Source organism: Trinickia terrae (genome assembly GCF_005144415.1).
GTDB lineage: Bacteria > Pseudomonadota > Gammaproteobacteria > Burkholderiales > Burkholderiaceae > Trinickia_A > Trinickia_A terrae.
This window is the reverse complement of sequence record NZ_SWJE01000010.1, coordinates 86059-98960: the sequence shown is the minus strand read 5'-3', so window position 1 is coordinate 98960 and position 12902 is coordinate 86059. Positions and strand designations below refer to the sequence as shown.

13 protein-coding genes are annotated in these 12902 nt (G+C 67.2%); 11 read left to right on the top strand and 2 right to left on the bottom strand.

Annotation, left to right across the window (positions count from 1 at the left end; translation table 11 throughout):
• The first annotated feature begins 19 nt into the window (after positions 1 to 19).
• The 5 genes from FAZ69_RS18935 to FAZ69_RS18915 all read left to right on the top strand — a co-directional run bounded on the left by FAZ69_RS18935 (position 20) and on the right by FAZ69_RS18915 (position 5810).
• On the top strand, positions 20 to 1030 hold the full coding sequence (locus FAZ69_RS18935; protein ID WP_136896622.1) for an ABC transporter ATP-binding protein: 1011 nt from the start codon (positions 20 to 22) through the stop codon (positions 1028 to 1030).
• Positions 1027 to 1788: an ABC transporter permease gene (locus tag FAZ69_RS18930; protein WP_136896621.1), complete on the top strand. Its 762-nt coding sequence runs from the start codon at positions 1027 to 1029 to the stop codon at positions 1786 to 1788. Before FAZ69_RS18935 ends, FAZ69_RS18930 begins: the two co-directional genes overlap by 4 nt.
• Before the next feature lie 140 nt (positions 1789 to 1928).
• Positions 1929 to 3527, top strand: a complete 1599-nt coding sequence (locus FAZ69_RS18925; RefSeq protein WP_136896620.1) for a sensor histidine kinase — start codon at positions 1929 to 1931, stop codon at positions 3525 to 3527.
• A 178-nt stretch (positions 3528 to 3705) separates the two neighbouring features.
• Positions 3706 to 4164, top strand: coding sequence for a response regulator (locus tag FAZ69_RS18920; protein ID WP_136896619.1), 459 nt, complete (start codon positions 3706 to 3708; stop codon positions 4162 to 4164).
• A complete protein-coding gene (locus FAZ69_RS18915) occupies positions 4161 to 5810 on the top strand; it encodes an ATP-binding response regulator (protein ID WP_136896618.1) in 1650 nt (549 codons plus the stop codon). The genes FAZ69_RS18920 and FAZ69_RS18915 overlap by 4 nt, the downstream gene beginning before the upstream one ends.
• Positions 5811 to 5853: 43 nt before the next feature.
• Here FAZ69_RS18915 and FAZ69_RS18910 read toward each other — a convergent pair whose 3' ends face one another.
• Complete coding sequence (locus tag FAZ69_RS18910) at positions 5854 to 6435, bottom strand: DJ-1/PfpI family protein (protein ID WP_136896617.1); 582 nt, start codon at positions 6433 to 6435, stop codon at positions 5854 to 5856.
• Between the two features lie 150 nt (positions 6436 to 6585).
• Here FAZ69_RS18910 and FAZ69_RS18905 point away from each other — a divergent pair, with 150 nt between their 5' ends.
• From FAZ69_RS18905 to FAZ69_RS18890, 4 genes are all read left to right on the top strand, one after another.
• Positions 6586 to 7080, top strand: coding sequence for a BCAL1086 family glycoprotein (locus FAZ69_RS18905; protein ID WP_136896616.1), 495 nt, complete (start codon positions 6586 to 6588; stop codon positions 7078 to 7080).
• Positions 7081 to 7147: 67 nt separating this feature from the next.
• Positions 7148 to 7609 carry an Rrf2 family transcriptional regulator gene (locus FAZ69_RS18900; protein WP_136896615.1) on the top strand — a complete coding sequence of 154 codons (462 nt, stop codon included), beginning with the start codon at positions 7148 to 7150 and terminating at the stop codon, positions 7607 to 7609.
• 162 nt (positions 7610 to 7771) lie between these two features.
• Positions 7772 to 8419 (top strand): NAD(P)-dependent oxidoreductase, encoded by a 648-nt coding sequence (locus FAZ69_RS18895; protein ID WP_136896614.1) that lies wholly within the window; start codon positions 7772 to 7774, stop codon positions 8417 to 8419.
• A gap of 130 nt (positions 8420 to 8549) precedes the next feature.
• Entirely contained in the window at positions 8550 to 11159 is a 2610-nt protein-coding gene (locus FAZ69_RS18890; protein ID WP_136896613.1) for a mechanosensitive ion channel family protein, read from the top strand.
• A gap of 16 nt (positions 11160 to 11175) precedes the next feature.
• Here FAZ69_RS18890 and FAZ69_RS18885 read toward each other — a convergent pair whose 3' ends face one another.
• Positions 11176 to 11865: a cysteine dioxygenase family protein gene (locus FAZ69_RS18885; RefSeq protein WP_136896612.1), complete on the bottom strand. Its 690-nt coding sequence runs from the start codon at positions 11863 to 11865 to the stop codon at positions 11176 to 11178.
• A 131-nt stretch (positions 11866 to 11996) separates the two neighbouring features.
• Here FAZ69_RS18885 and FAZ69_RS18880 point away from each other — a divergent pair, with 131 nt between their 5' ends.
• The gene (locus FAZ69_RS18880) at positions 11997 to 12476 is read left to right on the top strand and encodes an Lrp/AsnC family transcriptional regulator (RefSeq protein WP_136896611.1); all 480 of its coding nucleotides are present in this window, start codon (positions 11997 to 11999) and stop codon (positions 12474 to 12476) included.
• 158 nt (positions 12477 to 12634) lie between these two features.
• The gene (locus tag FAZ69_RS18875; RefSeq protein WP_136896610.1) at positions 12635 to 12838 is read left to right on the top strand and encodes a hypothetical protein; all 204 of its coding nucleotides are present in this window, start codon (positions 12635 to 12637) and stop codon (positions 12836 to 12838) included.
• The last annotated feature ends 64 nt before the right edge of the window (positions 12839 to 12902 follow it).

Below are 12902 nucleotides of genomic sequence, written 5' to 3'. Positions count from 1 at the left end.
TTCTGCTATCTTCGCGTCCATGCAAAATATCCTCTCCATCTCCAATCTCTCCAAGACCTACGCGTCGGGCTTCCAGGCCTTGAAACGCGTGAACCTGGAGATCCGCCGCGGCGAAATCTTCGCGCTGCTCGGCCCGAACGGGGCGGGCAAGACCACGTTGATCGGCACGGTCTGCGGGATCGTCAACGCGACCGAAGGGCGCGTGGTCGTCGCCGGCCACGACATCGTCAAGGATTACCGCGCGGCCCGCTCGATGATCGGCCTCGTGCCCCAGGAGCTCACCACGAACGCGTTCGAGTCGGTCTGGGCGACGGTGTCGTTCAGCCGCGGCCTGTTCGGCAAGCCCGCCAATCCGGCGCACATCGAGAAGGTGCTGAGGGCGCTCTCGCTGTGGGAAAAGAAGGACGCCACGATCATGATGCTTTCGGGCGGCATGAAGCGCCGCGTGCTGATCGCGAAGGCGCTCGCGCACGAACCCGAGATCCTGTTTCTCGACGAGCCGACCGCGGGCGTCGACGTCGAGCTGCGGCGCGACATGTGGGAGCTCGTGCGCACGCTCAAGGAAGACGGCGTGACGATCATTCTCACGACGCACTACATCGAAGAGGCCGAGGAGATGGCCGACCGCATCGGCGTGATCAGCAAGGGCGAGATCATCCTGGTCGAGGAAAAGGCGGAATTGCTCAAGAAGCTCGGCAAGAAGCAGCTGACGCTGCAGCTCGAGCGCGCGCTCGAGCGCGTGCCCGAGGCGCTGGCCGGTTACCGGCTGGATTTGTCGAAGGACGGCTGCGAGCTGACTTATACCTACGACGACCGCCACGGCGAGCGCGCGGGCATCCTCGGGCTTCTGAAGGATCTCGACGAGGCGCAGATCCGCTTCAAGGATCTGCAGACGAGCCAGAGCTCGCTCGAAGACATTTTCGTCGACCTCGTGCGGGAGAGGCGCGACGACTCCCACGCTCACTTGAGTTCGCCGCCCCCCGAGGGGGCGTCAGCCCCCCTTGGGGCGGCCCGTCGGGAGGCATCATGAATTTCTACGCAATCCGCGCGATCTACAACTTCGAGATGGCGCGCACGTGGCGCACGCTGATGCAGAGCATCATCTCGCCCGTGATTTCGACCTCGCTCTATTTCATCGTGTTCGGCGCGGCGATCGGCTCACGCATCGACCACATCGACGGCGTCAGCTACGGCGCCTTCATCGTGCCCGGGCTCGTGATGCTGTCGCTGCTCACGCAGAGCGTGTCGAACGCGTCGTTCGGCATCTATTTCCCGAAGTTCACGGGCACGATCTACGAGCTGCTCTCGGCGCCGGTGTCGTACCTGGAGCTCGTGCTCGCCTTTGTCGGCGCGGCGGCTACCAAGTCGATCATGCTCGGCCTGATCATCATGGCGACCGCCGCGCTGTTCGTGCCGCTGCACATCGACCACCCGCTGTGGATGCTGCTCTTCCTGCTGCTGACGGCGCTCACCTTCAGCCTGTTCGGCTTCATCATCGGCGTCTGGGCCGACGGCTTCGAAAAGCTGCAGGTCATTCCGCTCCTGATCATCACGCCGCTCACGTTCCTCGGCGGCAGCTTCTACTCGATCCACGTCCTGCCCCCGTTCTGGCAGACGGTCGCGCTCTTCAACCCGGTCGTCTATCTGATCAGCGGCTTCCGCTGGAGCTTTTACGGCATCTCCGACGTGCACGTCGGCGTGAGCCTTGCGATGACGGTCGTGTTCCTCGGCCTCTTCACGGCGATCGTCGCGTGGATCTTCAAGACGGGGTACCGGCTCAAGAACTAGCTGTTTCTTACATTCTGTTTTCATCTGACTGCGATCAGATGAGATCTCGCCGCGATCCTTTGTCATTCGCATGAAACGCCGACATAATGTTCCGTCGCCCGCGCACCGCTGGGCGGCATTCAGAACGATTTCACGCGCGAATGAGACTGACGACCAAAGGCCTGTTGCTGATCGCGATCCCCACCGTATTCGAATTGGCGCTTCTGGCCGGGCTCGTCAAGGCGCAGGGGGAGGCCGAGCAGGCCGAGGCGTGGGCCTTGCACAGCAAGGACGTGCTGCGCCAGACGAGCGCGATCCTCGAGCCGGTGCTGGTGGAGTCGGTGCGCGTGCGCGGAGCGATCATCGAAGGCGACCGCGATTATTCGACCCCGCTTTCGCTCTGGCTCGACCTCGACCGCAATATCGACCATCTGGTCGAGCTGGTCGCCGATAACCCGCTGCAGGTCGAGCGCGCCGGGCAGATCCGTCAGACCGTGCAGGAATACCGCCAGTGGTCGGACCGCGCGCAGGACCTGCTCGCCACCGGGCGCCGCGCCGACGTGCTCGCGCGCTTTCGCGACCAGGCGACGACCGACGTCGTCGATCGTTTCCGCAGCCAGGTCGCTGCGTTCCAGACCGCCGAATTGCGCGTCGACACGCAGCGCTCGGCGGACGCCGAGACGGCTCGCGCGCAGCAGCAGATGCTGACGGTGGCGGCGGTGGTCGGCTCGCTCGCGGTCACCGCCTGCGCCGTGTTCGTGTTCGCGAGCGGCGTGCGCGGCCGGCTCGCGCTCTTGTCGGACAACGCGCGGCGGCTCGCCGACAACGAGCCGCTCGGCCCGGTCTCCGCTGGCGAAGACGAAATCACGCGGCTCGACGAGATGCTGCACGAGACGAGCCGGCGCCTGCTCGAATCGGAGCGCCTGCAGGCGCGCTTCCAGAACGATCTCGCGCGGCGCGCCGACGAGCTCGCGCGCACCAACGCGACGCTCCACCAGCAGACGCAGGAAAACGAGATGTTCATCTACAGCGTGTCGCACGACCTGCGCGCGCCGCTCGTGAACCTGCAAGGCTTTTCGAAGGAGCTCACGCACGCCTGCGACGACTTGCGCCAGGCCGTCCGGGCTTCGGCGCTTTCCGCGCGGGAACGCGCGCGCGTCGAGCGGCTCATCGACGAAGACGTCGGCGAGGCGCTGCGCTTTTTGCAAAGCGCGGTGCTGCGCGCCGCGCACATCATCGATTCGCTGTTGCGGCTCTCGCGCGTGGGGCGCGTGGAGTACCGGCGCCAGGAGGTCTATGTCGGCGTGCTCGTGCAGCACGTCGTCGAGGCGATGCAGGCGTCGATCAAGAGCGCGGGCGCCGACGTTGTCGTGCAGGACCTGCCGGCGGTCTGGGGCGACCCGACCGCGCTCGAGCAGGTGTTCGCCAACCTGATCGGCAACGCGGTCAACTACCTGAACCCCGAGCGGCCGGGCCGCATCGAGATCGGCACGATGCCGGCGCCGCCCGGCGTGCACTCGCTGCGCATTTTCTACGTGAAGGACAATGGCCTCGGCATCCCGGCCAACGCCTTGCCGCGCCTGTTCAACGCGTTCCAGCGCCTGCACGGCAACGTCGCCGCGGGCGAGGGGATCGGCCTTGCGCTCGTGCGGCGCATGGTCGAGCGGCATGGCGGGCGCGTCTGGGCGGAGTCGACCGAAGGCGCCGGCACCACGTTTTACGTTTCGCTACCCGAGGCGGCCACGCCGGTCGCCGCATGAGGAATATGAATTACTACCCCCACGCTCACACTTGTTCGCTGTCGACCGGAGTTAGCGCTTTAGCGGTTACTTCGGTCCCATGCAAAGCTCCCCCCGGGGGGGCTGTTGCCTCCCTCGGGGCGGCATGGGACCCGAGTAGAGCGCTGAAGCGCCAACTCGGGTCGACACGGGAGGCAACATGACACAGCACGAGACCGCGGGCCAATCGGTCAGCATCATCCTGATCGAAGACGACGACGGCCACGCCACGCTGATCCAGCGCAACCTGCGCCGCGCGGGGTTGACCAACGGCTTCATCCGGCTCGCCGACGGCCAGGAGGCCATCGACTACTTCTTCGGCAGCGACGCGCGCTTCGAGCACGACGCCTTGAGCGCGCCCGTGATCCTGCTCGACCTGAAGATGCCGCGCATCGACGGGCTCGAAGTGCTGCGGCGCCTGAAGACCGATCCGCGCACGGCGTCGCTGCCCGTCATCATGCTGACGACCACCGACGATCCGCGCGAAATCGAGCGCTGCTACGAGCTTGGCTGCAACGTATACGTGACGAAGCCGGTCGAGAGCGAGGCGTTCATCGAGGCGGTGCGCCGCCTCGGCTTCTTCCTGCAAGTGGTCAAGCTGCCCGCGGGCGGGCGATGACCGCGCACGTTCTCTTCGTCGACGACGACGAGGGCCTGCTGCGGCTCGCGACGCGCGCGCTCACGCGCGTGGGCTACCGCGTGTCGACGGCGCCGGGCGCGAACAGCGCGCGCACGGCGCTGCTGCTGGAGCTGCCGGAAGTGATCGTGGTCGACTACACGCTCGGCACCGCCGAGACCGGCCTCGACTTCCTGCGCGCGCTGCGCGCGGCCGGCATCGTGCTGCCGGCGATCCTGTGCACCGGTTTCGCCGACGAGGCGCGCGTGATCGAAGCGCTGCGCTCGGGCGTCGCCGACATCGTGCCGAAGAGCGACGGCTATCTCGACTACCTGCCCGAGGCGATCGAGCGCGTGCTGCGCGAGACGCGCGTGCAGCGCGAGCTCGCCGAGGCGCAGCGCCTTTCCGAGCGTGAGGCGCACTTTCGCACGCTCGCCGAGGAGCGCGAGCGGCTGCTCGCCTCCGAGCGCGCGGCGCGGGCCGAAGCCGAGCGGGCCTCGCGCGTGAAGGACGAGTTCGTCGCGACGCTCTCGCACGAGCTGCGCACGCCGCTCAACGCGATCGTCGGCTGGACGCAGATCCTGATGCGCGACGCCACGGAGCCGGAGCGCGTCAAGAAAGGCCTCGAAGTGATCGAGCGCAATGCGCGCGCGCAGGCGCAGATGGTCGACGACCTGCTCGACTTGTCGCGCATCATGGCCGGCAAGCTGCGGCTCGATCTCGAGCGGCTCGACCTCCAGGACATCGTCGAGTATGTGATCCGCTCCGTCCAGCCCGCGGCCGATGCCAAGGAGATCCGCATCACGCCGGTACTCGATGCGGCGGGGCCGGTCCAGGGCGATCCGGCGCGCCTGCAGCAGGTCGTCTGGAACCTGATGAGCAACGCGATCAAGTTCACGGGCAAGCGCGGCAAGGTCGAGGTGGTGTTGCGGCGCGTCGAGGGCGAGGTGGAGCTGACGGTCAGCGATACCGGGCAGGGCATCAAGCCCGAGTTCCTCGCGCATGTGTTCGAGCGCTTTCGCCAGGAAGATACCGGCACGACGCGCCAGCACGGCGGGCTGGGGCTCGGCTTGTCGATCGCGAAGCAGCTGATCGAGATGCACGACGGCCGCATCGAGGCGGCGAGCGACGGCGAAGGCCGCGGCGCGACCTTCACGATTCGGCTGCCGGCGGCGAGCATCGAGCCCGTGCGCGTCGCGGGCGAGCGGGCGCATCCGCTCGAGACGCCGCCCGCGCTCGCCGGCCTGCACGTGCTGATCGTCGAGGACGAGCCCGATGCGCGCGAGCTCGTCGAGCGCCTGCTGCAGGAGCGCGGCGCGACGACCACGGCGCACGGCAACGCGGCCGACGCGCTCGCCGCCTACGAAGCCGCGCCGCCCGACGTGGTCGTCAGCGACATCGGGATGCCGGGCGAGGACGGCTACGAATTCATCCGCAAGCTGCGTGCGCTGGAGCTCGCGTTGAGCGAGCGGGGCGGCCCGAGCCGCACGGCGCCCGCTGCCGCGCTGACCGCGTTCGCGCGCAGCGAAGACCGGCGGCGCGCGCTGCTCGCGGGGTTCCAGACGCATATCGCGAAGCCGGTGGACCCGCTCGAATTGGTCGTGGTGGTCGCGTCGCTCGCGGGGCGCACGAAGGCGTTGAGCGGTTAGGGCCTGTTCCGTCGCGCGTGAAAACAGGCCCCGGCGGCTTACATCAAAGCTCGATGCGCGTGCCGAGCAGCGCGAGGAACTGGCGCAGCCATTCGGGATGGGCCGGCCACGCGGGCGCGGTGACGAACGGCGCGTCGGTGATGGCGGCGTCCACGGGAATGTCGGCATATTCGCCGCCCGCAAGACGCACTTCGGGCGCGCACGCGGGATAGGCCGAAATGCGCTTGCCGCGAATCACCTCGGCGGCGGCGAGCAGCTGGGCCGCATGACAGATCGCCGCGACCGGCTTCTTCTCTTCGGCGAAGTGGCGCACGATCTCGATGACCTTCGGGTTCAGCCTCAGGTATTCCGGCGCACGGCCGCCGGCGATCGCGAGCGCGTCGTATTGGCGCGCATCGACGTCGTCGAAGGCGGCGTTCAGCGTGAACTGGTGGCCGGGTTTCTCGGTGTAGGTCTGGTCGCCCTCGAAGTCGTGGATCGCGGTCTTGATCTTGTCGCCGGCCTTTTTGCCGGGACACACCGCATCCACCGTGTGGCCGACCGCCTGCAGCGCCTGGAACGGCACCATCGTTTCGTAGTCTTCGGCAAAATCGCCCGTCAGAAATAGAATCTTCTTTGCTGCCATGGCTTCCTCCGTTTGAAAAGCGGAACACATCGGACCGGTGGACAGTCTACTGCAGGGTCTTTGACAGATGCGCGACGCCGCGTCGTGGCCGCGGCGTATCATGCGCTCCATCCGGACAATCAATGCCCTCGATACGGGGGGAGTGACAATATGAATCGTTTCAACCGTTTCAACCGCGCCGCACTGGCGGCTGTTGCGCTCAGCGCGCTTGCCGCGTGCGAGAAGCACGACCAGGACCAAGCCCAGCAAGCGGCGCAACAGGCACAAAAGCAGGCTTCGGAGCTTGGCGACGCGGCCGTGCAAGCGGCCCAGAAGGCCGCCAAGACCGTCGACCAGGCGGCGAGCTTCGTCAACCAGCAGGTCGATGCGGCGCGGCAGACCGCGCAGCAGCATGTGGATGCGGCCGCGTCGGCGCCGTCGATCCGGCTCGACGCGAGCGGCGTGTCCGCGGCGGCGCAAGCGCACCTCCAGGGTGCGGCGAGCGCGGCCAACGCAATGCTCGGCCAGGCGGCGTCGGCCACGGGCTACAGCCTCGAGGCGGCGGGTCACAAGCTGCAAAGCTGGGCGAGCCAGAACGCGGAAACGAGCGGTGCGGCGGCGGGCCCCGCGACGACACGCAACGGCGCCAAGCCGGGCAATAATTGACGCGCCGCTTGCCAGACCGGATAAATGTAATTACCATGGTTACACATTGTCGTCGGGCGGATTTGCGGTGAATACGAGCAGCCGGTTTGCATTTGCAGTCCACGTTCTCGCGCTGCTGTCGCTGCAAGAAGGCGTGCCGCTGTCGTCCGAGATCATCGCGGGCAGCGTCAATACGAATCCCGCGTTGATACGCCGCTTGTTGTCGATGCTCGCCGAGGCCGGCTTGACCACCTCGCAATTGGGCGCGGGCGGCGGCGCGCTGCTCGCGCGCGAGCCGGAAGACATCACGCTCTTCGATGTCTATCGCGCCGTCGACGAAGCGCAGCTGTTCGCGCTTCATCGGGAGCAGCCGAATCCGGACTGCATGGTCGGCAGGCAGATTCAGGGCGTGCTGGTCGGTATCGTCGGCGACGCGCAGCAGGCAATGGAAGCGTCGCTGGCGGCGCGCACGCTGGCGGACGTCACAGCTGATGTCGTGCGCGCCGAGCGTGCGCAGGAGCGCAAGCGGCGGCGCGGCGAGACGGGGTGAGAGAGGAAGCCGCACGGAATGGCAGTCATGATGGACGCGGCGTGTGTCGCGGTATTGGGCGCGCGTTGTGTCGCAGGTTTGGGAAGAGGCATGAGCCTCTGTTTTTTTCGCAAAATATGTAACTAGTACAGTTACGTTAATTTGAGAGTCAGGAGAGAAACAATGCAAAAGTCCTTGAAAATCGCCCTGTTTGGGGCCACCGGCATGATCGGCTCGCGTGTCGCCGCTGAGGCGGCTGCTCGCGGACACCAAGTCACCGCGCTGTCGCGCGACCCGTCGCGCGGCGCGCAAGGCGTCGCCAACGTGACATCGGCCAAGGCCGATTTGTTCGACGCGGCGAGCATTGCCGCCGCACTGGAAGGGCAAGACGTGGTGGCGAGCGCCTACGGTCCGGCGCAAGGCGATCCGCAGAAGGTCGTCGAAGCGTCGAAGGCGCTGGTCGCCGGCGTGCGTGCGGCGGGCCTCAAGCGCCTCGTCGTGGTGGGCGGCGCGGGTTCGCTCGAAGTGGCGCCGGGCAAGCAGCTCGTCGATGCGGAAGGCTTTCCGGAAATCTACAAGCCGGTCGCGCTCGCGCACCGCGACGCATTCAACTTCTATCGCACCGTGAACGATCTCGACTGGACGTTCTTCGCGCCGGCCGCGGTGATCGCGCCGGGCGAGAAGAAGGGCCAGTTCCGCACGGGTGCGAACTCGCTGATCGCCGACGCGAGCGGCAACAGCACGATTTCTGTCGATGATTACGCGGTCGCGTTCGTCGACGAGCTCGAGCAGGGCCGTTTCGTGCGCCAGATCGCGACCGTCGCGTATTAATAGGGCGCAAGCCGAGCGCCTCGTCCCGCAAGGCTAGGCGAGGCGCGCGGGGCATCCGGCTAACATTCGGTTACGGCTTCGGCGCGGCAGCGCGGCTACACTGCGCTGTCCCATAACGCGACCGGATGCCATGAAAGCTAGCCGTGAACGGCGTATCGCCGGCGGCGGGGCGTATCGCGCCGCGCTGCCGGTGGTTCGTACCGCAACCCTCTTCATCGCGTGGGTCCTGCCCTCGTTTTTCCGCCGATTCTTTTCAGCGCTTCCGGCGCTGGTTTCCTCCACTCGCGGTGGTGTCTTCGCTCGCGCGACGCACCATGCCGCGCGATGCGCATGGCTTGTTGCCGTCCTCGCCGCCGCGCTGGCTGCGCCGCTCGCCCAAGCCATCACGGTGGCCGCGGGTCCGCCGTCGCTGCAGAGCTTCATCAACGCCGTCGCGAATCCCGCATCGGCGCCGTCTTCTGCTTCCTCGGCCGCTGGGGCGTCCGCGGCCGAGGCGGCGTCGGCCCCGTCGCCTGCGAGCCAGGCCGAGATCGCGCGCTCGCTCGACAACGTCATCGTCACGCTCGACAACGACCGCCAGCGCACCGCGCTCGTCGCGCAACTCAAGAAGCTGCGCGACGCCACGCGCAATCTCTCGCCCGCCGCCGCTTCGGGCGCCCAGGCCGCGCAGCAGACCCCCGGGCTCCTCGGGGCGATCGCCTCGGGCATCACCTCGATCGAAGCGCAGGTGCGCCATGGCGATACGCCACTGCGCTACTGGGCGAGCCGCCTGAGCGCGGCGGGCCTCGACCTGTACGCGATCGCGACCGGGCAGGGCGCGAATTCGCCGGGCCATGTGCTCCTGGACCTGTGCGCGATGCTGGTTGCCTGGGGCGCGTGCGCGAGCGCGCTCGTCTATTTGCAGCGAAGGCTGCATGCGCGCTACCGGATCGATGCGGGGCTGCAGCCGAATCCGTCGACGAGCGAGCTCATGATCTTCGCGCTGCGCCGCGTGAGCCCGTGGGTGATCGCGTTCGTCGTCGTGCTGTCGCTCTCGCATTCGCTTGCCGATTCGCTCGGCCGCACGCTCGCGATGGTGATCGCCTATGCGATCGTCGCCGGCGCGGTGTTCTCGGCGATCTGCCTGATCATGTTCTCGCTGTTCGGCTCCGGGCACCGGCGTGTCGCCGTGCGCGTGCTGCTCCAGCATGCGCGGCGTCTCTTGTTCGCGATGGGCATTTGCGGCGCGCTCGGCGATGCCGCCGTGAACTACCAGGTTGCGAGCCAGCTCGGCAACAACCTCGCGTCGCTGATCTCGACGGCCGCGAATATGGCGGCCGCCGTGCTGACCGGCTATTTCGCGCTCGCGTTCCGCCGCCCGGTCGCGCATCTGATCCGCAACCGCGGCTACGAGAAGCGCGTGCGCCGCAAGGCGGCCACCGAGGCGTTCGACGTGCTCGCGTCGCTCTGGCAACTGCCGATGCTGCTGCTCGTGGGGGCGTCGGTGGTCGCGACGCTCGCCGGCCTCGACAGCTCCGAGAACGTGCTGCAGATCTCGGTTGTCACGGCGCTCATGCTCGTGCTCGCGTTTTTCCTCTGCGCGGTCGTGATGCGCATGACGCGCGCAGCCGAAGCGCCTGCCCGCCGGCGGCGTTCGGCCTATGTGACGCGTCTGCTGCGCTTCGTCGGCACGTTGATCACGCTTTTCATCTGGCTCGCGTTCCTCGAGTTCGCCTCGCGGCTGTGGGGATTTTCGCTTGCCGAGATGGTGGAGGAGAGCGTGACGGCGCGTGGCATCGCGCATGCGGTGACAGCAATCCTGATGACTGTCTTCATCGCCTGGCTCGTCTGGATCGCGATCGACACGGCGATTCTCGAGGCGCTCAATCCGAGCGGCCCGCGCAGCAAGTCGCGCGCGCCGGGCACGCGCACGCGCACGATGCTGCCGCTCGTGCGCAACGCGGTGCTCGTGACGATCTTGACGGTCGCGGCGATCGTCACCGCCGCCAACCTCGGCATCAACGTGACGCCGCTTCTCGCGGGCGCGGGCGTGATCGGGCTCGCGGTGGGCTTCGGCGCGCAGTCGCTCGTGTCCGACCTGATCACCGGGCTTTTCATCATCATCGAGGACACGATCTCGGTCGGCGACTGGATCGATATCGACGGCGGCCATGCGGGCACGGTCGAGCACCTGACGATCCGCACCGTGCGCCTGCGCGACGGGCAGGGCGCGATCCACGCGATTCCGTTTTCGCAGATCAAGATCGTGAAGAACCTGTCGCGCGACTTTGCCTATGCGGTGTTCGAGGTGCGCGTGCCGTTTTCGGCCGATGTCGAGCACGTGACGCGCCTGATTCGCGAAGCCGGCTCGGAGCTGATGGCGGACTTCCGCTATCGGCGTGAGATGCTGGGGCCCGTCGAAGTGTGGGGGCTCGACCGCTTCGAGCAGAACTGGATGATCGTGAAAGGGCAGATCAAGACGCGGCCGCTGCAGCAATGGAGCGTCGCGCGGGCGTTCAACCTGCGCGTGAAGCGCAAGCTGGATCAGGCCGGAATCGATATTCCCGTACCGCAGATGCAGGTCTACAAGGCCGAGCGGGAGGCGCCGGGCGAGTATGCGGCGGCGCGTGAGAAGAAGGACAAGGGGGCGCGGGCGGCGCGCGACGCGGCACATGAACCGCGCCCCGCGCCGCCGGCGACCGGGCAGACTGCGCCGGTCATGCCTCAGATTCCGACGACGGAGACGTCCGGCAAGGTGTGAGGCATTCCGGCCCCGGTCAGAGCATCGCGCCGGCTTCGACGCGCACGAGGTCGTTGACGTGCGTTGTGATCTGCGGGCCCGCCACGCCGTACAGATGGAGCGATACGGCAGGCGCGGTGCTGGTGTTGCAAAGCCTGTGGATCCCCGTCGTCCCGGCGCGCGTGTACGACGCCGCGCCGGCCTCGCGCGGATGCGTGCGCGATTCGGTGGCGCAGCCGGCCGCTTCGTTCCAGTCGTAGACCGTTTCCGTCAGCGCGCCGTCGATCACGGCGTAGCCGCACCAGGTGTGATGGGCGTGCACGGGGCTCGCTTGTCCCGGCTGCCAGACGAGCGCGGCGATCGCATAGCGGCCGCGTGGATCGGCGGCCAGCAGGTGCCGGCGGTAGCAGTCGGGCGAGCCTTCGCGTTGCGCCGGAGCGAGCAGCGTTTCGTCGGCGACGGCTTGCGCGAGCGCCGCGCGCACCCGGCGCGCGAACTCGGCGCTATGCGACGGCTCGCCGGCGTGCGCGGCCGAGAGGAACGCGGCGTCGAGCGCCTCGCAGAGGCGCGCGAGCGCGGAGTTTGCCGGCGCGGAGAGCGCGCCTTCAACAGACTCGCCAGCCGGGCAAGACGCCGCGAACACGACAGGCGCGCCCGGCATGGCGGCATGGCTGTCCGCACCGGGCGTGCGACGGACGGCTGCGCTGAATTCGGCATCGTGGTTCATGGGACCTCCGTCGAAAATTCGTGTTGTTCGTGCCCATATTTATACCGGTTTGCACGTAGAAAGAGTTTTCATATAATTTCCCGCATAAGCTGAAAAGTAGAAAAAATTTCTAGGGAGTCGGGAAAGTGGGAATGGACCTGATCGATCGGAAGCTGCTTGAACTGCTTCAGGAAGACGCGACGATGCCGGTCGCGGAGCTGGCGCAGCGGGTCAACCTGTCTCAGACGCCATGCTGGAAGCGCGTGCAGCGGCTCAAGGAAGCGGGCGTGATCCGGGCGCAGGTGGCGCTGTGCGATCCGCGCAAGCTCGGGGTCGGCACGACGGTGTTCGTGGCCGTGCGCACCAACCAGCACACCGAGGAATGGGCGCAGCGCTTCACGCAGGCCGTGCAGGACATTCCGGAGGTGGTCGAGGTGTACCGGATGAGCGGGGAGACGGACTACCTGTTGCGCGTCGTGGTTACGGATATCGACGACTACGACCGCGTCTACAAGCAGCTGATTCGTTCGGTACCGCTGTTCGACGTGAGCTCGAGCTTCGCGATGGAGCAGATCAAGTACTCGACGGCGCTGCCGGTGCGGGCGCCGGCGGGGGATCACGGGGGGCGTTGAGCACCCGGTCGGGGCCGCGCCGGAAACGGCTGTGACGGCTTGAGCGCGTGAAGCCGGCGACCCCCGCGCGGCCTGCATCTCGCCGCAAGCTGTTAGCAAGCTGCATACGCGTAGAATGCCGGCTTCGTTACGTCGATAGCCCAGGCCCATCCCGCACCATGAACGATCCGCGCAGCAACAAGAATCCCACCGTTCGCATCGGCATTTTCATCGTGGTCGTCGTGCTGCTCGTGATTGCAACGCTGCTCTACAACGCCATTTCCGAAAAACGCGAATACGACCGCGCGAACGCGCCGGCAAGCGTTGCGCCAGCGGCCGCGAGCGTGGCGACGGCTGCGTCCGCGGCGAGCGCCTCACAGTAACCTGACCGCCAGCCGCCAAGGCTTGAGCCTTGTCTTGGGGGCAAGAGCGGGTGGGTTCCACCCG